At 50.7% G+C, this 25,617-nt stretch carries 23 protein-coding genes; 6 read left to right on the top strand and 17 right to left on the bottom strand.

All coding sequences use genetic code 11. The annotated features are described in order from the left end of the window. Window positions 1-15 precede the first annotated feature (15 nt). Window positions 16-2,112 (bottom strand): copper resistance CopC/CopD family protein, encoded by a 2,097-nt coding sequence (locus tag EL628_RS20640; protein WP_161975631.1) that lies wholly within the window; start codon window positions 2,110-2,112, stop codon window positions 16-18. Window positions 2,113-2,489: 377 nt separating this feature from the next. Between EL628_RS20640 and EL628_RS20635 the strand changes: the two genes are divergently transcribed. Continuing rightward, window positions 2,490-3,761 carry a glycosyltransferase gene (locus EL628_RS20635; protein WP_126581744.1) on the top strand — a complete coding sequence of 424 codons (1,272 nt, stop codon included), beginning with the start codon at window positions 2,490-2,492 and terminating at the stop codon, window positions 3,759-3,761. 289 nt (window positions 3,762-4,050) lie between these two features. Here EL628_RS20635 and EL628_RS20630 read toward each other — a convergent pair whose 3' ends face one another. The 5 genes from EL628_RS20630 to EL628_RS20610 all read right to left on the bottom strand — a co-directional run bounded on the left by EL628_RS20630 (window position 4,051) and on the right by EL628_RS20610 (window position 8,563). After that, on the bottom strand, window positions 4,051-4,545 hold the full coding sequence (locus EL628_RS20630; protein WP_126581743.1) for a DUF427 domain-containing protein: 495 nt from the start codon (window positions 4,543-4,545) through the stop codon (window positions 4,051-4,053). Window positions 4,546-4,640: 95 nt separating this feature from the next. Next, window positions 4,641-5,741, bottom strand: coding sequence for a class I SAM-dependent methyltransferase (locus tag EL628_RS20625; protein ID WP_126581742.1), 1,101 nt, complete (start codon window positions 5,739-5,741; stop codon window positions 4,641-4,643). A gap of 72 nt (window positions 5,742-5,813) precedes the next feature. Then, window positions 5,814-6,866: a DNA polymerase III subunit delta gene (holA, locus tag EL628_RS20620; RefSeq protein WP_126581741.1), complete on the bottom strand. Its 1,053-nt coding sequence runs from the start codon at window positions 6,864-6,866 to the stop codon at window positions 5,814-5,816. Between the two features lie 12 nt (window positions 6,867-6,878). Then, window positions 6,879-7,250 carry a PTS sucrose transporter subunit IIBC gene (locus tag EL628_RS20615; protein WP_126581740.1) on the bottom strand — a complete coding sequence of 124 codons (372 nt, stop codon included), beginning with the start codon at window positions 7,248-7,250 and terminating at the stop codon, window positions 6,879-6,881. Between the two features lie 170 nt (window positions 7,251-7,420). Continuing rightward, on the bottom strand, window positions 7,421-8,563 hold the full coding sequence (locus EL628_RS20610) for a GntR family transcriptional regulator (protein WP_126581739.1): 1,143 nt from the start codon (window positions 8,561-8,563) through the stop codon (window positions 7,421-7,423). Between the two features lie 214 nt (window positions 8,564-8,777). Here EL628_RS20610 and EL628_RS20605 point away from each other — a divergent pair, with 214 nt between their 5' ends. Continuing rightward, entirely contained in the window at window positions 8,778-9,146 is a 369-nt protein-coding gene (locus EL628_RS20605) for a DUF4870 domain-containing protein (protein ID WP_126581738.1), read from the top strand. 158 nt (window positions 9,147-9,304) lie between these two features. Here the strand turns inward: EL628_RS20605 and EL628_RS20600 are convergent, their stop codons facing one another. The 3 genes from EL628_RS20600 to EL628_RS20590 all read right to left on the bottom strand — a co-directional run bounded on the left by EL628_RS20600 (window position 9,305) and on the right by EL628_RS20590 (window position 11,377). Then, a complete protein-coding gene (locus EL628_RS20600; protein ID WP_126581737.1) occupies window positions 9,305-9,781 on the bottom strand; it encodes a DUF6789 family protein in 477 nt (158 codons plus the stop codon). A gap of 66 nt (window positions 9,782-9,847) precedes the next feature. Further along, a complete protein-coding gene (locus EL628_RS20595) occupies window positions 9,848-10,759 on the bottom strand; it encodes a DUF92 domain-containing protein (RefSeq protein ID WP_126581736.1) in 912 nt (303 codons plus the stop codon). 156 nt (window positions 10,760-10,915) lie between these two features. Further along, on the bottom strand, window positions 10,916-11,377 hold the full coding sequence (locus EL628_RS20590; RefSeq protein ID WP_126581735.1) for a RusA family crossover junction endodeoxyribonuclease: 462 nt from the start codon (window positions 11,375-11,377) through the stop codon (window positions 10,916-10,918). A 377-nt stretch (window positions 11,378-11,754) separates the two neighbouring features. On the opposite strand from EL628_RS20590, the gene EL628_RS20585 reads away from it, so the two are divergent. From EL628_RS20585 to EL628_RS20575, 3 genes are read left to right on the top strand one after another with little or no spacing between them, the layout of a single operon-like run. Next, window positions 11,755-13,326: a hypothetical protein gene (locus EL628_RS20585; RefSeq protein ID WP_126581734.1), complete on the top strand. Its 1,572-nt coding sequence runs from the start codon at window positions 11,755-11,757 to the stop codon at window positions 13,324-13,326. Window positions 13,327-13,351: 25 nt separating this feature from the next. After that, entirely contained in the window at window positions 13,352-15,181 is a 1,830-nt protein-coding gene (locus EL628_RS20580; protein ID WP_126581733.1) for a glutamate mutase L, read from the top strand. 50 nt (window positions 15,182-15,231) lie between these two features. Then, on the top strand, window positions 15,232-16,143 hold the full coding sequence (locus EL628_RS20575) for a hypothetical protein (RefSeq protein WP_126581732.1): 912 nt from the start codon (window positions 15,232-15,234) through the stop codon (window positions 16,141-16,143). A gap of 86 nt (window positions 16,144-16,229) precedes the next feature. On the opposite strand, the gene gpmI is transcribed toward EL628_RS20575, so the two are convergent. Further along, the gene (gene gpmI, locus EL628_RS20570) at window positions 16,230-17,813 is read right to left on the bottom strand and encodes a 2,3-bisphosphoglycerate-independent phosphoglycerate mutase (RefSeq protein WP_126581731.1); all 1,584 of its coding nucleotides are present in this window, start codon (window positions 17,811-17,813) and stop codon (window positions 16,230-16,232) included. Window positions 17,814-18,442: 629 nt separating this feature from the next. Here gpmI and EL628_RS30155 point away from each other — a divergent pair. Further along, a complete protein-coding gene (locus tag EL628_RS30155) occupies window positions 18,443-19,441 on the top strand; it encodes a hypothetical protein (protein WP_126581730.1) in 999 nt (332 codons plus the stop codon). Window positions 19,442-19,510: 69 nt separating this feature from the next. Here the strand turns inward: EL628_RS30155 and EL628_RS20560 are convergent, their stop codons facing one another. The 7 genes from EL628_RS20560 to atpE all read right to left on the bottom strand — a co-directional run bounded on the left by EL628_RS20560 (window position 19,511) and on the right by atpE (window position 25,569). After that, window positions 19,511-19,981, bottom strand: coding sequence for a F0F1 ATP synthase subunit epsilon (locus tag EL628_RS20560; protein WP_126581729.1), 471 nt, complete (start codon window positions 19,979-19,981; stop codon window positions 19,511-19,513). A 3-nt stretch (window positions 19,982-19,984) separates the two neighbouring features. Continuing rightward, window positions 19,985-21,406 carry a F0F1 ATP synthase subunit beta gene (atpD, locus tag EL628_RS20555; RefSeq protein ID WP_126581728.1) on the bottom strand — a complete coding sequence of 474 codons (1,422 nt, stop codon included), beginning with the start codon at window positions 21,404-21,406 and terminating at the stop codon, window positions 19,985-19,987. A gap of 24 nt (window positions 21,407-21,430) precedes the next feature. Beyond that, on the bottom strand, window positions 21,431-22,321 hold the full coding sequence (gene atpG / locus EL628_RS20550) for an ATP synthase F1 subunit gamma (protein WP_126581727.1): 891 nt from the start codon (window positions 22,319-22,321) through the stop codon (window positions 21,431-21,433). 11 nt (window positions 22,322-22,332) lie between these two features. Then, window positions 22,333-23,880, bottom strand: a complete 1,548-nt coding sequence (gene atpA, locus EL628_RS20545; RefSeq protein ID WP_126581726.1) for a F0F1 ATP synthase subunit alpha — start codon at window positions 23,878-23,880, stop codon at window positions 22,333-22,335. 149 nt (window positions 23,881-24,029) lie between these two features. After that, complete coding sequence (gene atpH / locus EL628_RS20540; protein ID WP_126581725.1) at window positions 24,030-24,674, bottom strand: ATP synthase F1 subunit delta; 645 nt, start codon at window positions 24,672-24,674, stop codon at window positions 24,030-24,032. After that, window positions 24,674-25,219 carry a F0F1 ATP synthase subunit B gene (gene atpF, locus EL628_RS20535; RefSeq protein WP_126581724.1) on the bottom strand — a complete coding sequence of 182 codons (546 nt, stop codon included), beginning with the start codon at window positions 25,217-25,219 and terminating at the stop codon, window positions 24,674-24,676. Before atpF ends, atpH begins: the two co-directional genes overlap by 1 nt. Before the next feature lie 122 nt (window positions 25,220-25,341). After that, window positions 25,342-25,569 (bottom strand): ATP synthase F0 subunit C, encoded by a 228-nt coding sequence (atpE, locus tag EL628_RS20530; RefSeq protein WP_126581723.1) that lies wholly within the window; start codon window positions 25,567-25,569, stop codon window positions 25,342-25,344. Window positions 25,570-25,617: the final 48 nt, after the last annotated feature.

Here is a 25,617-nt window from a genome sequence, read left to right as displayed (position 1 = left end):
CCTGATCATGCTGGATCAGGAGTCCAACATGATTTCAAAAGAGGTCTGCTGTGGGGCTTGATCAGGGCGTTGAATATCTACTTGTAAGTTCCACAGACCAGACATAGAAAATGCTGCCTGTTTATCAAAGGTCGCAAGATAAATTGGATTTCCCCCCATCATTGTTGCTTCTCCCACCCCCATATCCATTGTGGTCATATTTGCGGCCAGATGAATGGTTGCGTCCGTGAGAGCTTTTCCGCTACTGTCAGTCAGGAGAAGCAAAACAGTATTGGAGCTTCCAACTTTTCCTGGCAGAAGCTGAAGGGTCAAGGAGAGATCTCCCAACTGTTTTGTTTGTGCCTGTTTGCTAGTGTTCTGTGCCGGAGTATCTGTATGATACGAGACACTTGGAAAGACAATAGGCGGAGCGAAAAATGAGAGGAGCGCACAACACAACAATACACCAGCGCCAGTGATAGCAATGCTGTTGGCACAGACGCGCAGGTTTTTGCGGCGTGTCTGGAGCGCAGCTTCGCGAGAGCGCCGTGTAGGGAGCTGGCTGTCAACAAATGGAAGCAGGCGTGCTTGACGGCTCAAACGAGGAGCATGCACAAACAGGGCATAAAAGCTCAGAGCGAGCATGATCACGACAAGTCCGATCTGAACAAGGACGGTACGCCCATAAGGGTCAGAGAGCAATTGTTGTGATTGGGTAATACTGGCGTTACAGAGATAGAGGCCGCTGATGGTGAGCATGCCAATCCCAACCAGGAAGAAAGGGCGAAGGCGACGCAATAAGGTAATCTGTGTTTCTGCCTGATTATCCATCATGGTATTGACGAAGAGAGGGAGCAGGATAATACCAAGATAGGCCATACCCCCAATCCAGATCGCCTGTCCAATCAGGTACAGCCAATCAAAGACAATCGCACTTATTTGCGGTTGCAGCACCTGAGCCGCTGGTCGAGAGAGACTGTAACTCAACGTCGTGAGAAGAGCAATCACACAGGCTACCCACGTATAGCGGAGAGAAGGGGGCGTGCCAATCGTATCCTTTAACTCAATGGTCTGGCGTCCCACTCCCTTTGGATTACTGTTCGAGATACGCTGAGGTGGATTGCTTGGAAATTCTTTTAAGTCAATCGTTTTCCGCGACAGATTTTTAGAATTGACCGCATGTGTGGAGTGAGTTGTTGGTCCATCTTGAGTAAGTGCAAGATGCAAAGAGCCAGTGCGTTTGAGCTGGAGCGAGGGCTCGGTGCCAGCAGGAAGACTTTTGGGGCGACCGGTCCAATAGAGTAATCCCATAGCCAGAATCAGCAGGACTGTACGAGCCAGTAATAGCTGCCCATAACTGGTCTCAAACACTATCGTGAGAAGCTGTGAAAAAGAGAAATCGCTCTTCAACGCTTGTGAGAGCTGAACCTCCCGCAGAAAGAGCGAGATAAGATCACTGCTCAGTAGCAGCCCCAGGCAGAGCCACTGGAGACTGTACGTGCGTTTTTTGGCATAGATTAACAAAGCCTGGCTCCGGCCCTTGTCTGAAAGCAAAAGGAGCTCAATAAGAAGCAGACCTAGCCATGCTGTCAAAGAGGCCAGCCCAAGCCAATCCCAGAACACCGCCATTATATTGATAGGATTGAATGCGCGGATATCGGTTAAATTATTGCTACTTGTGGGACCAAGAAGGACCGTTCCACTTGCTCCAGTATTCGCGAAACCAACGTTAAAGCCAATAATGCCATAGGTTGTGCGGCCATCGCCGCTGGCTACCGCAGTCCAGAGGATCTCATAGCTACCCTGTGGCTGTGACGCGAGCGTCTTGACAGGAGTGATCAGTTCATTCGGATTGTTAGAGGCTACAAGGCTCGTAGCTGATCCAATATCAGTAAGTTTTCCTGCTTGAATCGACAGTACTTGCGCACTACTAAGCGAACTGATTGGTGCGTTAAAATAAATATGTATCTCTGCTGGCAGTGCCTGAATCGTTGAGCCATCAACGGGATCTGAGCCAATGACAAATGCATGCGCCTGTGCAACTGGTGGCTGTCCCAGGAGAAGCGAGCAGATATATACGCCCACACTAAGCAGAAGGGCTATGATCGTGACAGGCAATCGTCGTTGTTGCATGAGCATCTCTTATTAGATATCTGGCATCTTACTATCTCCTACCTCTGATCGTGCAAAGAGGCATGTCGGTCGTATTGGCTGCGATTGCAGTTTTAGAGTAGGAGATATGAATATGATTGAAGGATCAAAAGGGTATCTATGTCAGAGATTGTACACCAGTAGCGAAGCACTCGCAATATGAAGCAGCAACAAACAAGCATATTGAACTCCCATTAGTCCTGTTGATGTGTTCTCCCGAGGCACCTGGATCGAACTGGTAGGCCAAAAGATAGTAACTTATAGTAACCTGGATAGCCATTTGAGCATTGGTTTTCTTTGTAAATATTGGTATAATAGCGGGTAAAGAAGCAATTAAGAATAAAAAGAGAGTGTAAAGAATGAAAAAAAAGAATAGGTGGTCTTCCTGGTCTCGCCTTTTCTTCTGGGCACATGTTGTAGGGGTGGTTGGATTTTACCTTACTATCTGGCTACGGACGCGACCAGATGCAAGCGATAGACTCACAAGACTCGATCGAAAGGCTCCAGAGCCTGTGGGATCAGAAGAGCTGCCTTTCATCTCAATTATTGTGCCAGCTCGCAATGAGGAGCGTAATATTGAGCGCTGCGTCACCTCTTTGTTAGAGCAGGACTATCCAGGGTATGAAGTTATCGTGGTAGATGATGGCTCTACAGATCGAACCAGTGAATTATTGGATCAGATCCAGCAGAACCATCCTCAAGGGGGACAACTATGGATTTTGCGTCTGCGTGACGAGCTACCAGTAGGATGGGCCGGTAAGCCACATGCTCTTCATAGCGGCGTCCTGGAGGCCAGTGGAAGCTGGCTGCTATTTACGGATGCTGATACCTATCATACCCCCTCAGCACTGCGCTCGGCGCTTACGCAAGCGGTTACAGAACGAATGGATCTCTTTACACTTGCCACGACTCAGGAGCTCCCCACATTTTGGGAGCGTGTCCTGATGCCAATGGCGTTTATGGGAATTAGTATGTTGTATCCGCCGCGTCAAGTAAATGATCCAGCCAGTCCCACTGCGATTGCAAATGGACAATTTTTCCTGGTGCGTCGTGCCGTGTATGATGCTGTGGGGGGCTATGCACGTCCAGAACTTCGCCAGACATTGTTAGACGATCGCGATCTTGCCAGAGTCATTAAGGATCATGGCTATCGTCTCCATTTTGTTGATGGGCAGGATGCGGTCTCAGTCCGTATGTATACCAGTCTGGAAGAGACCTGGCGTGGGTGGCGCAAGAATAGTTATTTAGGAAATCGTGGCGGTCTGCTTTTTGTCTGTGCTCAACTGATAGGATTGCCGATGATAACCTTCTCTCCATTTCTCTTGCCCTTTCTGGGGAAGGGATTGGAAAAGGTATTGGGTGGTCATCTGACTGCGAAAGAGCGCTGGTTTGCGACAGGGATTGAGCTGACCCCGTTGCTGGCTTATCGGATCTGGATTAATCGGCAGCTGGCGGTGCCCTGGTATTATGCTTTGACGCATCCAATTGCTGGTCTGGTCTTTACAGGTATCATGGGGCAGTCCACCTGGAATATCCTTACAGGCAAAGGTGTGGATTGGCGTGGTCGGCGTTATCATCAGATTGAAGCATCCAATGAGCCATTACATGAGAAGAGTCAACCAGCCGTATAGCGCGAGCATTATATGCTTGCATGATTGAAAGTGGTGATACCTCTTGCTGCCACAACGGTAGCACTGTGTGGGGCCTTGTGGCAAAGAGGCCTTACAAGAGGTATCACCATAATCTTTATCTGATTTTTCGTACAGCCTCAACTTCTGCTTTATAACAGGACCAAAGTCCAAGCTGCGGTTGAAATTGTGCAGAATTGTGCAGGTCGTCAAGCAGCGCTACATAATTTTAAGAGTGCTCACACCTCTCCTGCACCTGACCCTCAGATGAGTGCTCATAAGAAGCTTCTATCTACCAGCCGTACGTGCCAGGACCGCCTTTGAAAGGACCAATGATCTCGTGCGTGATCCAACCTCCATAAAAGTCACCCTCTTGTGCCTGGACTTTTTCGCCATCAATATAGCACCCATCCATATGTGAAGAATAGATGGCAATATAATTGGCCAGGGCTTCATAGCCACGTGTGGGGCGAGGATAATACCAGGCACCATTGACGATTTTGCGTTCGCCGACCTGGATTGTATAGTAAGAGGCCTGTCCTTTCCATTCGCAGTAGCTATGGTGTGTCGTAGGGAGAAAGTGCTCCATCTTACAGTCTTGTGGAGGAAGATAATAGACAGGTGGGCTACTGGTCTCTAAGACGCGAAGGGCCGAACGAGTCTCTACAAGTGTGAGGCCATTGCAGATCACTTGAATCTGTTTTGTGCAGGGCTCCAGGCGAGGCGGTCGAGGATAATCCCAGACGGATTCTTGACCGGGACCGGGCTCGATGCGCTGTGGTCTCATGGCTGGCTATCCTTTCTCTAAGTAGAAGAAACTTCTTACAGAAGAAGATGCTTCTGCTGGCCTGTCTCGGGTACTATTAGATGAGCCCTTGTCATCTAGCGTTTGAGGATCAGCACCTTGAAGTTCCCCATTCCAGATGGCTCAGTGAGCGCAGCGACGCGTTGGCGAAGATTATACCATTGAAAGAGAGCAATCTGGCCTTGATCGCTGGCGCGATCTGTATCAATAATCGCAAAATCGCGTTGCTTAATCTGCTCCAGCTCATCGTAGATTCCCATCTTTGTTAGCCATTCGCGTTGAGTGAGAAATGTATCCAGACGTAAGCCTGCCTTGCGACCGGCCTGTAAAAGAGCGGTAAAGTTGACATGGGCTGTAATATCCTGTTCACCAGGCCGTACCAGTGGCCGATCGGTGAGTTGGTGTTGAAAATAACAGGCGAGAGTGCCATGGTAGCGATAAGGGGAGTAGAGTTGTTTGGCGAGATCTCCATAATCAATTGTTAGAATAAAGCCTCGCCGTTTGCGTTTAGGCGAGGGGCCAAAGATCAGTTGAGCGGCATGAGCCATCCACTTTTCGGCATCCAGATTGATCTCCCCACGCCAGCCATCATCAAAGCTTCGCCAGGGAATCTTATAGTCATCAAGGTAAGTCGCAATCTGAGGACTGCTGGGTGAAGCCAGGGTTTCAGATAGCCGACCGTTCTCAGCTGTCACAAAGACCTCAAGAAGCTGATCGCCACGTTTTTCCACGACATGGACAGGAAAGGCATCCACCAGTTCGTTAGAGAGGATGACAGAAGGTGTTATCTGAGAAGTTAGTGCATCGAGACCTTGCTTGATATCTTCAGTCTGATAATCTAAGGCAGCTGCCAGCAATGGGTCTTCCTGAGATGCCCAGAGGCGCACACCCAGAGCCAGATTTCCGCGCCCGGCACCTTGCTCCAGAACCACAAAAGGAGTTGGCCGCCCCAACTGATCCCACATCTGACGTAGCTGGCGTCCCAGGCAATTGGCAAAGAAGGCCGCGACATCGCTACTTGTATAGTAGTCACCCTCCCAGCCCATCCGCGCTGGTCCAGTCACATAGTAGCCATATCCGGGCTCATACAGAGCCATGCGCATATAGTCTGCAAAAGACAGAGGGCCGCGCTGCTGAATAGCGTCAAGAATCAGATCATGCAGGAGTGCTGCTGGCATTTGTGTGTTTATCCTCTAGTAAAATGCTAACGATCACTAGTAAAATGCTAACGATCAAAAGAAAGGGGCTATTTAGGAGCCAAACTGAATGACCAGGAGGTCCAGAGCCATCTCGGGTGTCAGGCGGCTCCGTTTGAGCGCTGCGTCAGTTGCCAGTAACTGGCGATAGGTATTTTCGAGCTGAGCTGGCTGAAAATTCCCTACTTGCCGAAGCGATTTCTCTGCGATAAATGGAGCCAGGCCTAAAGTTGATGCAATCTGGGGCCCACGCATCCCCTTTTGTGCAAGCTCCTTGACCAGCATCAGCGAGCGTACCTGCGTTGTAATCGTACTGATGAGTTTAAGTGGTGGTTCACCATCCGCCAGCAGATCATGCAGAATATTGAGAGCCTGTTTGCGATTGCGCTGAGCCAGAGCATCAGTCAGATCAAAGATGCGAGCCTCCTGCACCTGTGCGGAGAGCTGGCGCACATCTTCAATGGAGATTGTTCCACCTTTACCAACATAGGTTGCCAACTTATCCAATTCATTGGCGAGCAAACGGAGATTGTTCCCGATGAAATTGGCGAGCAGAGAATTGGCATCAGATGCAATCTTCACCTCAAGGCTTTTTGCTCGTTTTGTAATCCAACTTTCGAGCGCATTTCCTTTAGGTAGAGCAGATTGATACATTTTTCCATATTTCTCTGCGGCTTTGACCAGGGGATTACTGGCTTCAAGTGGCTCTTCTACAAGCACAATAAGCACCGTCTCAGTGGGCATAGTTGCGACCATCTCAGCCAGATCTTTTTCAAAGCCAGCACGAGTAAGTGCTGTTGTTTTGCTTGTTTTTTTCCCTTTTTTGCCTTTGACTGGCCTGGCCATGTCCTCTTTTGCGGGATTCTCGGTTACAGGATCGGCCTGTTTAGCCGTCTCACCACGTTTTTTCTTGGGGAGACCAGACACCACAACGAGCCGCTGTTCACTGAGGAACGGCAGCGTTGTACAAGTAATCAGGATCGTTTTGAGATCAGTATCTGTACCACTAAAGGTATCTTGATTGAAGCCAAAGTCACCAAGTTGCTTTAACTGCTTCAGTTGTTCGCGACTGGTGAACTCGTCTTCTCCATGCAAAAGATAGAACATGACCGTAGAGCGCTATTCGTGTATTGCTACACGACGATAATCGCGAGCATTTTTACGAGCCAGCAGCAGATCAGTAGTCATGCCACCGACCACGCCAGCGATAGTGCAAAAGAAAACCGAACCAAAGAAGACTGCAACGCCATCAACATTGGCGAGGGGCGTATCGAAAATAAGAGTGCCAGCCCAGCCAAGAATGATAATAAAGCCAAGGAATGAGCCGATTACTCCACCGATGGCCACGGCCAGTTTGCTTTTAACAGCACTAATCCAGAATGAGAGAAAAGGGGCAATAGCTAAGGAAAGAACGAAACCCCAGAAGTCGCCAATAAAAACAGGATCTCCCAGGCTCACTTTGAGAGCGGGAAGAAATGAGATGTCCAGCATAAGAAGCCTCCTGACGAATAAAATTTGTCGTCTACTGCTCCTATTATAGGGCAGTTGTGATAGATGTGACAACCTTTGTGTTTTAGAGAGGCAGTTACGATAGACGTGATACCTTTTATTCTTTTAAGTCCCCTCTCTTCCAGATGTGGGAGCGCGTGATCCAATGCGAGCTAGCGTTCCAGTGGTAGTCGAATTTTGGGTTGGATAGGAAGAAAGTTACTTTTAGGGATAGAATCTAGTAGCAGATCATCGAGAGAAGAAAACATGACTTGAACAATTTCGTGAGGATCAAACTCTACTACTGCCATATTTTTTGTACGACTGAAGAGAATGGGCGATCCTGCATTGGCATGCGTGACAACCTTTAAATCGTTGCCCACATGCAGCCCTAACTCTTCAAAGGCGGCCAGTGCGCCATCGGTCACCATATCATCGCCGATGAAAAGTCCATCTGGCTTTGCCTGTTCCGGATTGCCAAAGACCTCTAGAGCAAGTTGGTAGCCTTGTTTCTGATTGATGCGAGAGAAAGGAGATGAGACCTCTAGTGGTGATAAGATTTGAGCATTCACAAGCTCTGGATAATAGGGCAGGCCAGCTTCAGCGAGTGCTTGTTGAAATTCATACACACCTTCGAAACGTAAAAACTCTTCTCTGCTTGTAGCGCTCCAATTGGGAAACCAGAAGCCAAGTCTCTGGCAGCCCTGCTCTTTGAGCGTAGCGACGGCCAGACGTTGCATCATATATGCATCAAGATGAAGACATGTCACATGTGAGCCAATGCCAGCGAAGACAACACAGGGGATACCATGATCAGTAATCCAGCTACAGACAGGATTCTGCAGGCCTATAGCCAGAACAGCATGAATACGATGAGTTTCAATTCCCTGTTTCACCTCATCAGGTAGCTCAGACGAGCCATCGGAACCAGGGATCATAAGATGAAAGGTATAGCTCTCATTTTTTGTTCCACTACGTAACTGAGCTTCTTGAGCAATCTGGACCCAGAGCATATTCCAGATGGGAGAGATCCCGGTCGTGCCAAAGAGAGAGCCATCAAAGAGAATCGAGATCGTCTTGTGATGGATCTTGGGTGAGACAAAGATTCCCATTCGCTGCCTGCGGTACAGGATATTTTTCGCCTCAAGGATATTCAAAGCCTCATCGAGGGTCACACGGGTTGTCGAGAGCTCTTCACAAAGGGTACGTACAGTTGGCATCTGTGCATTAGCGCCTTTTTCCAGGGCTATCTCATGCAAGCGTCTACAGAGTACTTCAACTTTTGTCTCAGCTTTGGGCTGTTTTATCTGTTTCAATGCAGGTGCTCCTCGCTTGTGTAGGTGTTTAGCTCTATTTCACTCTATTTAAGCAGTACAGGTCAAGTGGTATCTGTAAGTTACTTGTAAGGTTGGGGAAATTGCAACTCACTTTCCGTTGTGGCGTATATAGAGCAGTTGAGCTCCCTGGAAAACTATTGAAAGAAAGCCAGGTCAGAGAGTGCTCACAAATTGTTAGAAACGAGGCCTGGAGATGATGCAGAGAATAACGACATTAGGATTAGATGAGCGCCTGGAGCGGGTCCTGGCCTATGCCTTTTTGTGGGTATCGGGCCTGATCTTCTTTATTTTTGAAAAAAATAGCAATGTGCGCTGGCATGCAGCACAATCATTGATTACATTTGGATCGCTGGGCCTGCTGACCTTTATCGTTTCCCTCTTAAAGAGATTGCTGGAGCCTATCTGGCTCATTGGCTGGCTCAGTTCATTTGGCCTGGGCTTGTTGATTGATATTCTTGGTTGGGTCACTTTATTGCTCTGGATCTGGCTCCTTATTCAGGCCTGGATTCGCCCAGATTATCGCCTGCCCTATGTGAGTAACTGGGTGCGCTATCTCTTATAACCATGCCCCATTGGGGCACTAGCAACCATGAAAAGAAGATAGTGTTCAGAAGTATCAGAGAGCTCAGGCAGAGATAGAGAGCTCAGGCAGAGAGAGTCAAAAGCTTGTATCGTGTACTGAGATCGTACAGAAGGCTCTAACTCTCTCCGAGAAGCTAGCTAGGAGCTCTTTTCGCGATAGAGCCAGCCCAGCACGAGCCCAAAGACAAGGTGCCGAAGCAGGTTTTGTAGAAAAGATGTCCAGGTCGCGAGCCGGGGTAGCTCGCCATTCTTGATAAAGGGATGATACTTATCTGCCAGTGGTGTAAGCCCCCAGGCTCCAATGATAAAAACCTCACCAAAGATGACTCCCTTTAACCAATCTGGCCCTGGGAGAAAGCGCTTCACCAGTGCGGCATAGAGCTCGCCGAGCAGAACCCCATTCAGTAAATGCAAGACCCATGAGAGGGTTAACGTGCGTCTCCCACCGCGTGCCCCTATAAGACCTTGAATAAAACGAACATCGCTAAAACGATTGCCAATCAAAAACTTGTCGCCCTCCATCGCAATACTGTAGGCGATCGTTGCAAGCAAACCAGCAGACGCAGCTGAAGCAGGCCTCCAGGTTGGCGAAAGAAATTTGCGTAGTAAATTCATCCTGCTATAGTCCTTAAAAGTGAATAGAGAGACAAAAATAATGGTAAAATCTTCTCATCAGCCCAATCAAGATCTCAGACCCCAACGGAGCAAGAGGGCGAGAACGGCACCGCTCAAAGTGGACAGAAAGTTGACGATATCATTGTTGAGCCAGCCGATACCTCGTAGAGCTCTGGTGGGAGTTCCACAATTGTGGACTCTCCGTTCGGTCTCTTTGGCACAGGTTGGGCAATAATAGATTGCCTGAACAGTTGCACCCAGGAGGCTGTCAAAGAGGCTTCCAAAGAGTCCACTCAACAAAGCTATTGCTGGCAGTGTTAAAGAGGAACCGCGCTTTAGTAGCCAGAAGACCAGACCCAGAGCGAAGGCCCCGGCTGCGGAAGCGATAGTGCCAGGGAGGGTAATTCCGCCCGACGTGCCAGTCGCTGTAGGGCGACCAGTTGTAATGAGACGAGGAGCTTGAGCGCTGAGGACTCCCACCTCTGTGCCCCAGGTATCCGCAGTTGCAGTTGCTAGCGCTCCTATATAGCCAGCCTCTAAGAGGGATTGCTGTCGAGTAGAGCGGCTAAGGCCGTAGCCAAGTGCCAGCAACGTGGCTATGCCGCCATTAGCAATGACCTGACCTAGATCACGTTGAGAGCCTTTACTAAATTTATCGGCGGCTGTCGCTGCTTTGGCAGAAGCACGAAAGTGCGAGAGTGCACTGGAAGAGACAAAAAAGAAGATCAGCGAGAGCCCCCAGCTTAGTCCTCCCAACCCAAAGGTTGTGGTTCCAGTGGCAACAGCACCGGCGATGCCGCTACGGCTAAGCGAACGGCGACGATATGCGAGCAGACCAATGGCGCTGCTGAGCAAGAGTCCGCCTATGAGCCTGCCTGGCGTCTGGTTGAACGCAGTAGATAGCCGAAAGCCTGATGCGTAGCTGGCACGTGGCCGTGTGAAACATCTCCTCTTAAAGGGGATGGGTAGTACAGACATAGAGTAGTACCTCAAGAAAGAGAGTTGATAATCTGTTACAGAACGTCGTCTTTAGTAGTTCTATCTTAAGAAAGGTTTGGCGGAAAGACAAGGTTCTACGTTTATTTTAGCAGAATGTACTTTTGATTAAGCTGCTATTCAGGTAAAGCTTCTCATTCAAGAAAGCAGAACGTATTCTTGATCAAACTGCCATTCGGGTAAAGCTTCTAATTCAAGATAGAGGTGTGGATGCAATGGGTCGATATGTTTGGTTAAATGGATATCAACGACCCGGTTGTCATTGAGCCCCAGGCCATCGCAGAGCGCATCTTGTGTGATTTTGAGGCCCCCATCCAGGTCGCGTTTTAAAGGGGTAGTGAAGTAGAAATCTAGTAGGAGGGCGAGGTATCCCTGGCGAAAGGAACGCAGTATCGTCTCATCTAATAGACCTTGACGTTCAAGTTGATGTAAGGCATCCTGTACCTGTTTTTTAAATCGACGTGCAACAGCAGTACTCACTCTGCGGCCATCAACAGTAGCGTATTGTTCATTGATGCTTGGTGGGAGTGGAAGGGTAAGGCGGATACAGGGAGGTAATTTTGGTAATTCTTCACGCTTACCAGTGGGTTGCTCTTGCATAATATTCTCCTACTACTTAGTACTTTTAGAATGTTGATACTGTGTGTATTGTATTATATCAGCATGTCTTTTCTTACGACGTATCGTCGTTGTCAAGCCTGGTCAAAGGATGATACACTGCCATTGAAGAGAAAAGAATGCGCGGATCTGAGTTATTATTATGAGTAGAAGGCTCCTCAACAAGAGCGCGGCCAACGGTGGACGTAAAACAGAATTCTATTACAAATAATGTTGTCATCAGCATCGTTCTGATGGTTATGTAGTAAATTACCACTGAGCTGAAGACCTCGCGGTTTTCTTGCCTCGATTATATAAAAAAGAAAGCGGCATTGTTTTGCGCCCAGGGTGTGAAGCCGCTATCTTTGTAAGGAGCGAACGTGATAAAGTGTAACCGTTGTGGAAAGATGACCGCTGCTGGTGCTGGATACTGTCAGTCGTGTGGTGTACCACTCTCTACCGCAGAGGCAGGGCTTCCGCCTCAGATGGCATCGCAGGAGCAGCCGGAGCTTCCGGCCTGGCTGGAATCATTGCGTGCGGGAGAGCGATCAGCGCCACCGCCCAGCGCAGCGCCAACCAGCTTCTCAGCTGCTGATTTTATTGATCAAAGTTCATTGCCAAATTGGATGCGTCCCGAGCGTAATGAGGCTCGTGATAATACGGCATCGAATCCTCAGCTGCCGCCGCGCCCATCAGGTGCTTCAGGTTTTGCAGCGGACGAGCCTGCTTCTCCAGGGAATGGCTTTCATGCCAGTTCACTCATTGATGAACAAGCGCTTCCTTCCTGGATGCAGGGACTACAGAGTAGCCAGGGTCCTCAAGCTGCCCCACCGCCTCTACCAGCGGCCCCTCCACCATCTGAGGGATTTTCGGCTGCGAGTCTGGTGCAGCCAGAGAGCCTTCCTTCGTGGATGAAGAACCTTCAGCCTCCTCAGGCTGCCCCTGGTCCAGTGCAGAGTCCAATGGAGCGATCAGAGCCAGCGAAGAGTCCTTCGCCAGCAGCGCCACCAGCGCATGGCTTCTCGGCTCATGACCTGATTGACGAGAAAGCGCTGCCCTCATGGATGGCTACCGGGCAGTCTGATAGTAGAGCCGCTCAGACACCGACGTATCCAAATCAACCAGCAAATCATCCAGCGCCTGTTTCGAACGTCCCTGCCCAATCCGGTTTTTCGGCATCATCATTGCTTGATGTCGATTCTCTGCCACAATGGCTGCGAGAAGGTGGCCAATCTCCCAATGCAGCGCCTACTTCGGGATGGGGAGCGCCACCACCGGCCAATCAGCAGGGAGCAAATATGTCTGCTTCCTCGTTTATTGATATGAATGCCCTGCCTTCCTGGTTACGTACCGCCGATCAGGGTGGGCAGCCTGGAATGGGAGGACCAGCAGAGCCTGCTGGACGGCCAGGAGGCTATTCGGTTCCTCCCCGACCTGACAACATGCGTGTTCCTAGCCGACCGCGCAACGAGCTAAATCCTAATGAGAGCAGTGAAGTTGCAGCGAATGTCTTTGCATCAATGTTAGGAGTTGCATCGTCGACCCCTAATTATCCCAATCAGCCTGTGAACTCGCCTTATGGTCAACCCAATCAAGGACCAATGGGGATGCCTGGCAATGGTCAGATCCCGGCGACGCCTCCGGCTGCACCGCCACCTTCGCCTGCTCAAGCCCCACAAAATTCTGGTTATGCTGGTGGCAACATGTATGGCGGCTATGGCAGTGCTCCAGGTGCGAACTATACCAGTAATCCGAATGGCTATGGTAGTGGGAATACAGGGGGCTACTCCCTGCAACAGGGGCCAGGAATGAATGCTGGCTATCCAGGCAACCAGATGGGTGGAAATAGCCCACGTCCGCCATCGACTCCGACGGCTGATAATAAAATGCCAGGTAAGACAGGTAAGCGTAACTTTTTAGATACGCTTCTTGGATGGTTCGAACGTAAGTAAATCTTAGGGGAATAAGGTAATCTTTATGAATGCACAACCCAATCCAGCTAGTGAGCAGGAAGTGAGCAGGGCTATCCCTGCGGCTGTCAGTTCACTGCTGGTGGCCGATTGTGGGGCCGTCTTTACAAAGGTCTCTCTGTTGGGTCTTGTCGAAGGACAGTATCGTTTAATGGCGCGTGGCGAAGTTCCTACGACCATCTATGCTCCTCAATCCGATATCACTGAGGGCGTTCTGCAAGCAATCAGTACGATTGAGTTTATTACGGGACGGCGTTTGGTAGAGGGAAAGCAGATTCTGACTCCAGAGCAGCCCAATGGTGATGGAGTCGATCTTTTTATTTCTACCATCAGTGCTGGTGAGCCGCTGCGTTTAATTGTGATGGGGGCCGTTAATCCCTCGCTAGAGAATCTTTCAACGCAGGCGATCTCAGGTCTGTATGCTCAGTCCGAGTCAGTACCGTCTCCGTCTTTTACGGCCACTACGACACTAGTAGGGGTAGGGGCTGGTACTATGCAATGGAGCCAGGAGCGAGTTGCTCAGGAATGGGAGCAGCAGATTGGGCGTATTCGCGATCTACAGCCGCATGCAGCGATGATTGTTGGAATGGCAGATGGCCCAGCCGGTCCTACCTCTTTGCAAGAGGCCTGCCAACTCCTCATCAATGCTCTTGCCAAAACGCCTGAGCTACAGCGCCAACCACCGGCAGTTCTCTATGCCGGAGCCCCTCAATATGTTGAGGCGGTTCGCCGTATGCTCCAGGGGACAGCAGAAGTACAACGTATTGACCCTTTGAGCTCGGTTGTTCAATTGGGGCCTGTGAGTATGGCTATTGGCACATTGCATGAGAAGAAGATTATTAATAGCATCCCAGGTTTCTCACAGTTGCAGGCCTGGTCTCAGTCCGAGCCGATCGCTTCTGCAACTTCACTCAGTAGTCTGGTCCGTTTTCTGGCTCAGCATTATGCGATGAATGTTACTGCTGTGGATGTGGGTGGCTCGACGACCTCGGTGATGCTGGCAGGTGAGCAAGGCGAATTTATTCCTATGGTCAATGCAGGCATTGGAGTGAGTGGGAGCCTGGGCAACGTATTAAAGTTGGCAGGCTTTCAGCGCATTGCCCGGTGGCTTCCTTTTACGATTACCGAAGACGAAGTACGCCAGTTTGTGGCCCAACACAAACTTCATCCTCACCTGATGCCAACAGAGACGCGCGATCTTTTTTTAACGCAGGCTTTTGCACGTGAAGCCCTCTCTCTGACGTTGGAGGCGGCCCAAAAGACAGCGACAAAATGGCCCGATTCAGATCTGATTCTGGCAACAGGTGGTATATTAGCCCACGCTCCTAAATATGGTCATGTTGCTATGATGTTGCTGGATGCACTCCAACCTCGTGGAGTAACCTCGCTGGTGCTTGATAAAACGATGCTCATCTCGCAATTGGGCGCAGTTGCGACGGTAGCGCCAATTACTGCTGTACAGGTTAATGAGAATGACGCTGTCTCGCATCGTTTAGGAACCTGTGTTATTCCCTTTGGCAATGTCCAGCCAGGTCAACTTGCTGTACGTGTGGGTATTGAGTATAGCAATGGGCGCCAGGTGAATGTTGATGTTATGGGTGGCTCGATTGAAGTCATTCCGCTGCGCTCTAATGAACAGGCTTTACTGACTCTGTTCCCTGCCCCTGGCGTTGATGTGGGTCTAGGACCGGGCGAGCGGGCGAGGGCAGCAGAAGAGATTGATGGTGGACTGATTGGTCTGATTATTGATGCTCGTGGTCGGCCACTCATCTTACCTGTAGACGAGACTGAGCGGCAGGCTCGTTTGATGCAATGGCTCCAGGTGCTAGGGGTTTAATTCTGATGAAATTGGGAGAGCATTGAGCTATGTTGAGAGGGGGTTCTGCTATGTCAGCATCTTCCAGAGGGGAGTTACGCTCACCTGTACGTGTTTGTAAAGAGCGCTGGCCTGGTGGTGACCCCTCTCAGATCGTTCCGCTGGTTGCGGTTGGCGAGATGGTTCGTGCTGACCAACCCATTTTTAAGCTTCAGAAAGATCAGCAGACGATCCCCTCGGGTCTGTCTGGCCTTGTTCGCTCGATCACACCACGCCATGGAGTGCTGCTGGAAAGCTCTGTCGTCGCTCTACAGTGCGTACTGGGCGTGGGCCGACAGGTCCCTGGAGTATTGACACTCTGGCCGTCTGAGTCAGTGGCTGAAGCGCCGCCTCTCATTCCAGGTGCGATTCTGATTGTTCAGTCTACGCTCTCCCTATCCTTGCTGTATCGAGCCTTGCAATCTGGCGTGGCAGGTATTATAGCGGGAAGTATTGCTTTACGCGATCTGGAAGGCTTTCTTCGTACAGATATCATTGAATTATTAGATCGATCGGAGTCTGAGATAGAGCAGCTTCCTCTGCCTTCTGTAACACTTCTTTTCACCGAAGGCCTGGGCACCAGCTCTATGTCTGCACAGGCATTTGACCTGTTACATGCTTATACTGGTTCTGTTGCATTATTGACGGGCTATACTTCTCGCTTTCAGCGATGTTACCCGGAAATAGTCATCTCCTTTCCCAACGAGAGTACACGCGCCATCCATTCTGCTGGAGAGAGAGAACAGGATGAGATTGCCCTGGATGTAGGCAGCTTTGTGCGCGTGCGTGGTGGAAAAGCGAACGGCGAGCAAGGAATTATTGAATATCTTTTCCTTTATGAGCAGGTTTTTGCCTCTGGTATTCGCACACGGGCAGCTTCAGTCCGTTTAGCAGATGGAGCGCAACGCACTGTGCCTGTAGGATTGCTAGAAAGAATTGTTTAAGAGACTTATCCACAGATACGCAAGAGTTACCCACATAATTGACTAGAGAATGTGGATAACTCTTATTCTGCATACGCTTCGTTATTTTAGGGGAGCAAGAGAGAGCGCCCCTGCATATCCTTTGGTTGTGGGATACCCATAGCCTGTAACACGGTAGGTGCAACGTCGGCTAGAATGCCATCGTTGCGCAACTTCGCATTGGCAAATTGAGGAGCAACAAAATACAGTGGTACAGGGAAGGTTGTGTGAGCAGTAAAAGGTTTGCCATTGGTATAATCGATCAATTGTTCGGCATTGCCATGATCCGCAGTAATCGCCAGACCGCCTCCCATGGCGAGCGTCGCCTCGACCACGCGTCCCACACAGCTATCTACCGTCTCGACAGCCTTAATGGTAGCATCAATGACTCCCGTATGACCAACCATATCGGCATTCGCAAAATTCATAATGACAAACTGGTATGCGTTGCTACGAATATGCTCAATAGCTGTATCGGCAATGCCTGCCGCGCTCATCTCAGGTTGCAGATCGTATGTCGGAACTTTGGGTGAGGGGACCAGAACGCGATCTTCTCCTTTAAAAGGAGTTTCGCGTCGGCCATTGATAAAGTAGGTCACATGGGCATATTTTTCAGTCTCAGCGGTATGGAATTGGGCCATCCCTTGTTCAGAGATCACGCGGGCGAGGGGCATTTCAACTTCATCGGCGCGATACGCGGTCTCTGCATCCAGTCCTGACTCGTACTCGGTCATCATCACATAGACAAGATCGGGAATACGTGGGCCACGATTGAACTTACCTTCAGCCTGAGGCGGTAGCTCTGGTAGAACAAAGGCTTTTGTGAGCTGGCGGGCGCGGTCGGGGCGGAAGTTATAGTGAATGACCGCATCGCCCTCTTGAATCGTACAGACTGGATGGCCGTCCTCCATAATGACCGTAGGGAGGATGAATTCGTCCGTAACCCCTTTATCATAGGATTGCTGGATCGCAGCCAGAGCTGAACTGGCTTGAAGACCCTCACCACGTGTCATTGCTAAATAAGTTGATCCAGTGCGATCCCAGCGATTATCGCGATCCATTGCATAATAACGTCCACTGACTGTCGCGACTCTGGCGGGATGTTCCCCACCCAACTCTTGTGCTCTTGACTGGAGCCGCTGCATAAACTCAATTCCACCCGTTGGAGAAGCATCGCGGCCATCGGTGAACGCATGAATATAGACGCGCTCAATATCATGTATCTGAGCAAGTTTGAGAAGCGCTTCTAAATGAGTCTCGTGGGCATGGACCCCACCATTGCCGAGTAGTCCACAGATATGGAGTTGGGATTGATTTTTTTTGACATGTTCAATTGCCTTGAGAAAAGCCGGGTTATGGAAGAAGCTTCCATCCTGGATGGACTCACTGACCCGCGTATAGTCCTGCAAAACGCGCTTACCAGCGCCGATATTCTGGTGTCCAACCTCTGAGTTGCCCATCTGCCCATCGGGGAGACCAACCGCGGCTCCCGAGGTTTTGACGGCTGTATGGGGCCAATCGCGTGTGAGCTTATCAATATTTGGAGTTCGTGCGAGAGCAATCGCGTTGCCTTCTGTACGTGGATTGATCCCCCAACCATCCATAATGATGAGAACGAATGGGCGTGTCTGCCCTTTAGCTGATGTACTCATGTGTTTTCTGCTCCATTTATGTCTGTAATGGATTGTGTATTGCCGGGTTTATCATCACATTGGTGCCCATGTGAAGAGGAAAGGGCATTCTTTAGCGATTTTGAAGAGACAAAGGCACTATGATTTCCCCTCTCATTGTAGCATGCGAGCTACACATCGCAAAGCGCTCTCAGGGAGCTTGATTGTATCCAAACAGGCTGTTTCCCGCGTGTTCCTGAGTATAGTACAAGACACCTACAGTTTTTCTTTCCTTGTGTAATGGTTGGACATAGTAGGAGTAAGGATATGTTCTCTGGTAATTTGCTACTCATCTATCTCGGTGTATTAATTGTTCTGTTTATACTCGCCATGGTACTCATCTTTGTAAGCGCAAGCCGTTCACATCGCAACCCGAGAGGGGGGATAGATGGTCCAACTAACGAGGCTCCTATTCCTGAAGAACCCGAGCATCGTAATACTGTTACGCGCCAGGATGTTGGAGGAACTTACGGAGAAAAGCAATAGGCATTGGATAACACCCTGCGAACAACGTTTACGTACCAGGGAGAAGATATTGCTTCCAGAATAAGAGTGGAGTGAGCATGCCCATACTGTGATACTCGCTCCTATGTTGATGATTGGGGATGATCATGAGTACAATCTCTACCTGGCAAGGGCATCATGCAGTCAAACGAGGTTTACTTGCGAGCGCAATCGCCTGTGCACTTCTGCTGTTGATGACCATACCTGCGCTTGCTAGCTCTGTCAATATATATGACAATGCCAGCGTGCTCAACAGCTCACAGATTCGTAGTGCAGCCTCATCGTTGTCGTATCCGCTGAGCGTCTACACAACCAATTCAAATCTAGGCTCGAGCCAGTTTGATCAAGCTGCACGCAATAAGATTAATGGCTCCGATTCTATTGTACTGGCAGTCAACGTCAGTGGAAGGCATGTCTATGTTACTGGTGGCTCAAAGGTTCCTCTTACCAGCAGCCAGTATACACAGGTAGCAAATGACTGGGCTAATGATTATCGCAGCAATAGCGACTATACTCGTGCTACCATGACGGCAGTTAATTCATTGAAAGGGATGCTCAATTCCTCTAACAATGGAAACGGTGGAGTGTTTGACAACCCTGTGACCAAAGGTGGTCTTAACTCTTCGGCCTGTTGCTGCATCGGGCTACTGGTCCTGCTTGGTCTCATTGCCTTTGCCATCATTCGACAGCGTAAAGGTGGAACGGGTGGAGGATTTGGAGGCTTTGGAAACTTTGGCGGGTTCCGTAGACAGGCCCCTCCTCCTCCGTATGATCCTAATTACAACCAGTATAATCAGCCTTATGGCAACAATTACCCACCCAACTATGGTCCTGGAAACCGTGGTGGAATGAATCCCTGGGCGGCTGGTGGCTTAGGTGCTGCGGCAGGTGGTCTGGCCGGTTATGAGCTGGGTAAGCAGCAGGGTGAGAACGAAAATCGTGGTGATCGAGGCGACTTTGGTGGTGGGAACGACTTTGGCGGAGGCGGAGGAGCAGACTTTGGTGGTGGGAACGACTTTGGCGGAGGTGGCGGAGCAGACTTTGGTGGTGGGAATGATTTTGGCGGAGGCGGCGGTAGCGACAATGGTGGTGGAAGTAACTTCTAAGCGCCGTCTTACACCATATACACAGGACCTGATTACTAGAAGTAACCAGGTCCTGTGTGTATAGTAAGCTTAATTATTGGTATAGTCTTCAGATCGTGGCATTTTGACGCGGGTACGACCGCCGCTCTCGCGAACCATCTCTGCTACCCGAATGCGATTGACCGCTCGTTCAAGTGCGGCCTGGAGTTGAGCGCGCTCAGTATTCGAGCGAACATCAGCCAGGCGCTCCTGTGCGCGACGGCGAGCCGCCTCAGCACGAGCCTCATTGATATCCTCAGCCCGTTCAGCAGTATCTGCAAGAACAGTGACAGAGTTATTCGAGACTTCCAGGAAGCCACCAGAGACAAAAATTGCCTCTTCAGCACCATTCAGCTTAATAACCAGAGGACCAGGCTTCAAGAGAGCCAGGAGTGCCGCGTGGTGCGGCAAGATTCCTAGCTGTCCATCAGCGCCTGGAACATCAACGATATTCGCCTCGCCATTATATAATTCGCGGTCAGCGGTCACGACCTCGACATGCAGTGTATCGCCTGTCGCCATCGTTTATCCCTTCTGCTGCTCAGCTTCGTAAGCGGCAACGACTTCCTCGATGGTCCCCTTCATAAAGAAGAAGTTCTCAGGAATGTTGTCGTGCTTGCCATCGGCAACCTCTTTAAAGCTGCGGATAGTGTCCTTCAGCGATACATACTTACCGGGGATACCGGTGAAGACCTCACCCACCGTAAACGGCTGTGAGAAGAAGCGTTCCAGCTTACGAGCGCGAGAAACGATCAACTTATCATCATCTGAAAGCTCATCGATACCCAGGATCGCAATGATATCCTGAAGCTCTTTATAGCGCTGTAAGATCGTCTGAACTTTACGAGCAACATCGTAGTGCTCCTGACCAACCACCTGAGGGTCCAGGATGCGGCTGGTAGAGGTCAGAGGATCGACAGCGGGGTAGATACCCTTAGAAGCGATCGAGCGTTCCAGCACCAGAGTTGAGTCCAGGTGAGCAAACGTAGTTGCAGGAGCGGGATCGGTATAGTCGTCAGCGGGCACATAGACGGCCTGCATCGACGTAATCGAGCCCTCTTTTGTCGACGTAATGCGTTCCTGAAGAGCGCCCATCTCTTCAGCCAGAGTTGGCTGATAGCCTACAGCGGAAGGCATACGACCCAGGAGAGCCGAGACCTCAGCGCCGGCCTGAGTAAAGCGGAAGATATTATCGATGAAGAGCAGAACGTCTTTATGTTCGACATCGCGGAAATACTCCGCAATAGCCAGACCACTCAGAGCCACGCGCAAGCGCGAGCCGGGAGGCTCATTCATCTGACCAAAGACCATGGCCAGTTTATCGATAACGTTAGCTTCCTGCATCTCATGATAGAGGTCATTGCCCTCGCGGGTGCGCTCGCCAACGCCAGCAAACACGCTATAGCCACCATGACCTTTAGCAATGTTATTGATCAGTTCCTGAATGATAACCGTCTTACCCACGCCAGCGCCGCCGAAGGCACCGACCTTACCACCTTTCATGAAGGGGCAGATCAGGTCAACGACTTTAATACCGGTTTCGAAGACCTCAATATTGGAAGACTGATCTTCCAGCGTTGGAGCCTCGCGGTGGATAGGATAGCGAGGAGCATCTGTAACCTCTTCTTTATTGTCCACGGCTTTTCCGAGAACATTGAAGATGCGGCCCAGGGTTTTGGGGCCGACGGGAACGCTGATGGGAGCGCCAGTATCGTAGGCGTCCGCGCCGCGCTGGAGGCCATCGGTTGGGCCCATTGCGATACAGCGTACCCAGTTATTACCCAGCTGCTGCTCAACCTCGAGGGAGAGCTCCTGATCGGAACCGCTGGGTTGTGTGCGTACCTCATTATAAATCTGGGGTAATTTATCCTGTGGGAACTCAATGTCAACCACAGCGCCCAGAACCTGCACGACCTTACCCTTCGTGCCTGTTATTGTTACTGCCATGTACTTCTCCAATGGGGGACGTTACTACCCCAGAGCCTCGGCACCGGCGACCACCTCAAGAATCTGCGTGGTGATAGCGGCCTGACGTGCCTTGTTATATGTCAAGGTCAGATCCTGAATTAATTCGTTAGCATTATCTGTTGCGTTCTTCATCGCAACCATCTGGGCGGACATCTGGCTAGAGATCGCTTCCAGCAGACCCTGGTAGACCTGAATATCAACGTAGCGTGGAAGCAGAGCTTTAAAGATCTCCTTCGCATCTGGCTCGTAGATATACTCAGTTGCTGGGCCGGTCTTCTGTGCTTCTTCAGTTACAGTGGGAGGCTGAACGGGAAGAAGTTGGACCGTAATAGGCTTCTGTGTCACCGTATTCACAAACTGGGCGTAGATCAGGTAGACAGCATCAACCTCCCCTTTCAGGAAAGCATCGACCGCTACTTGAGCAATGGCAGAGGCATCAGAGAGCGTCGGCCAGTCCCCATAATTCGTGAATTCAGCCACCATCTGCTGCTGGGTACGGATCAAGAAATCCCGGCCTTTCCGGCCAACACCCACGAATTCAACTCCGGGGTGATTCTCTTTCGATTGGATCTCTCGAACCGTCAGACTCGCCTGACGATTCACATTGGATGGGAGAGCGCCGCATGAGCCACGATCGGGCGAGATAAGGATGATCCCTACCTTACGCACCGGGCGTTGCTTTAACAGTACCAACTCATCACCCAGTTCATCGCCGGTCACATTAGCCAGACGGGAGACCAGTTCTCGGAGCTGCTCGGCATAAGGGCGAGCCTGTTCGACTCGCTGCTGTGCGCGACGCATCTTGCTACTGGCCACCATCTGCATAGCCTTTGTGATTTTCGCCGTATTTTTAATGGATGCGATGCGCTGCCGAATTTCTCGGATTGATGGCATTGTTCTGCCTCCTAGCGCTTCTGTTCGTTGCTGGGTGCAGCCGTCTTCTGATATTCTTCAATAGCAGCGCCAAGCTTCTTCAGCAGGTCTTTGCTCATCTTCTCGCGGCCGTTGACGGACTTCTCTACAATCTCAGAGCCAATCTCTGGATGTGCAGTCTCCATATAGCGGTAGAAGCCAGTCTCCCAGGCAGCAACCTGATCCAGAGGAACCTGATCAAGGTATCCATTGGTAGCAGCGTAGATGATCATAACCTGATTTTCAACCGAGATCGGCTGATATTGAGGCTGTTTGAGCACCTCGAGCGTGCGGCGACCGCGATCGATACGAGCTTTCGTCGCTTTATCCAGATCGGAAGCGAACTGCGAGAAGGCCTCCAACTCACGGAACTGCGAGAGGTCCAGACGCATCGAGCCTGCGACCTGTCTCATCGCAGCCGTCTGAGCGCTACCACCAACGCGAGAGACCGAGATACCGGTATTCAGAGCGGGGCGCTGACCAGCATTGAAGAGATCGCTTTCCAGGAAGATCTGGCCGTCTGTGATAGAGATCAGATTGGTTGGAATGTATGCTGAAACGTCGTTTGCCTTTGTCTCAATGACAGGTAGAGCCGTCAGCGAGCCACCGCCGTAATCCTTATTCAAGCGAGCGGCACGTTCTAGCAAGCGAGAGTGCAGATAGAACACATCACCGGGATAAGCTTCGCGTCCAGGAGGGCGTCGAATGATCAGAGAGATATTGCGGTAGGCTTCAGCGTGTTTAGTCAGGTCATCATAGATGATCAGAGCATCGCGGCCAGACTCCATAAACTCCTCACCGATTGCGCAACCGGCATAGGGAGCGAGGTATTTCAAAGGAGCGGGCTCGGAGGCGCTGGCGACCACCACCACCGTATACTCCATAGCGCCATGCTCCTCGAGCACAGCCAGAGTGCGGGCGACGGTTGAATTTTTCTGACCGATAGCGACATAGACGCAGAGAAGATTCTTGCCCTTCTGGTTAATGATCGTATCGATAGCGACAGCGGTCTTACCAGTCTGGCGGTCGCCGATGATCAACTCACGCTGACCGCGGCCAATGGGAATAATAGCGTCGATTGCTTTAATACCAGTCTGAACAGGAGTATTTACCGACTGGCGGGTAATCACGCCAGGGGCGATACGTTCGACCGGGCGTCGGAGAGTGGTCTGGATTGGACCGCGCTCATCGAGAGGCTGACCGATGGGATTTACGACGCGCCCAATCAGAGCATCGCCAACGGGAACCTCAATGATGCGGCCAGTAGTGCGTACTTCATCATCCTCGCGAATCTGGGTATAGTCACCAAGAATCGGGCAGCTTACCGTCTCCTCTTCCAGGTTAAAAGCCATACCATACAGACCGGTGCGTGGGAATTCTACCAATTCAAGATATTTTACATCTTGCAGGCCATACACGCGAGCCACACCGTCTTGAATAGCAATAACGGTGCCAACACTCGCGGTAGCAGTGGTTTCACTGCCAAAACCTGCGATGTTTTTCTCGATGATGGCACTGATTTCATCAGCCCAAGATGCCATCGTTGTTCCTCCTAGTGTTTCCTCGTGGCGTATCGTTGTCAACGTACTGTTGTTATCTTTGAGTAGTTATTCTATTGTGCCATAGAAATAGCGGGGCTGTGTGAAAGGAGGGGGGACGGCGTTAAGAGAGAACTGCTGCCGTCCCGGCCTTACACCTGAGCCTGGGTTGGAGAAGGAAGCTGAGTGGGGGTAGAGGAGTGACCATCATACTCTGCCAGTGCAGAGCCCTCTGGTGAGAAATCAACATTGGCGGTGGATACACCAGCCAATAATTGCTGCTCTAAGACCTTCAGGCGATAGCGGATACTGCCATCGATTACCTGATCTCCTACACGGGCTACCAGCCCACCAAGAATACTCGGGTCAACCCGTTTTTCCAATAGAATCGTTTTGCCGGTCGCACGCTCAAGCGCCTGTTTGACAAGCGCGTTTTGCGCCTCGTCCATCTGCGCTGCTGTCGTCACTTCTGCCACCGCCTGATTGCGGTACTCCAGCACAAGTTTTTCAAGTTCACTTGCTATGTTAGGCGTAACATCGACCAGCTCACGCTGGACGATCAGCAGTGCAAGGTTGAGCGACGTCGGCAGCACTTTGGACGCCAGAGCCTGGCGTATAGCTGTCTCTTTACGCTGAGCAGGAACATGAGGTTCGCGCAACAGGTAGGATATTTTGCGGTTAGCAAACACCTGGGCGATGCCCTGAACATCATCGAGAGTGCGATCAACAGCATTCTGTTTGAGCGCGATCTCAAAGATGGCTCCTGCGTAGCGTCGTGCTATCGCTCCCTTTAACATTAGTTATTCCTCACAGTATCACTGGTCGCGACAAAATCTTGCACCAGGCGACGATTATCATCGCTGTTGACCGAGCGGCCAATAACTTTTGAGGCGGCATCGATAGAGAGATTGATAACCTCGCGGCTGATCTCTAAGCGAGCGCGATTGGCTTCCTGTTGAACGCGAGCGATCTGTTGCTGGCTGATCTTCTCAGCGCGTGTGCGAGCATCGGCCTCGATCTGGTGGCCGATCTGCTCGGCCTGAGTTGTGGCACGCTCGATAGTAGCCTGGGCCTGACGGCGGGCATCGAGCAGAATCTGCTCGGAGCGGCTATTGGCCTCAGCAAGCTCCTGTTTGGCGCGATCGGCGTTCTCGATTCCTTCAGCGATGGTTGCCTTACGCGTATCCATTGTCTTGAGCATAAGGGGAAGAACGAATCGCCAGAGAATCAAGAAGACGATCAGAAAGCTCACCAGCTGCGAAATAAAGCCCCAGAGGTTAATACCTAACGCGCTGAGTCCTCCGCCACTGCCGGCTTCTGCCAGGATAAATCCTAGTGTCATAATGAACGCTCCTTTTTACCATCTTACGTAACGCGGAGACGTAACATGCACCTTGTCTCCCGAAAGATACCTGAAGATAAGAGTCATGCGCTACGTCTCCACACTACAATTGAGAAATGGTATTACTTTGCGACTGGAACGAACATGATCAGCATGGCTACGACCAGGGCATAAATAGCGATAGCTTCAGCAAATACGATGGCAAGGATCATGTTGGTTCGGAGTACGGGCTCGGCTTCTGGGTTGCGGCCGATGGCAGCCATGGCCTGGGCGGAGAGAAGACCGATCGCGATAGCGGGACCAAGAGCACCTAAACCAATAGCAACTGCTGCAGCGAATTGTACGTTCATTGAAAAATCCTCCTAAGGACGAATCCATTGTAAATGAATGAATAATGT

Origin of the sequence: Tengunoibacter tsumagoiensis (assembly GCF_003967535.1) — a bacterium.
GTDB lineage: Bacteria > Chloroflexota > Ktedonobacteria > Ktedonobacterales > Ktedonobacteraceae > Tengunoibacter > Tengunoibacter tsumagoiensis.
Note: the sequence above shows the minus strand (reverse complement) of the source record. Positions and strands in the feature narration are given on the sequence as shown.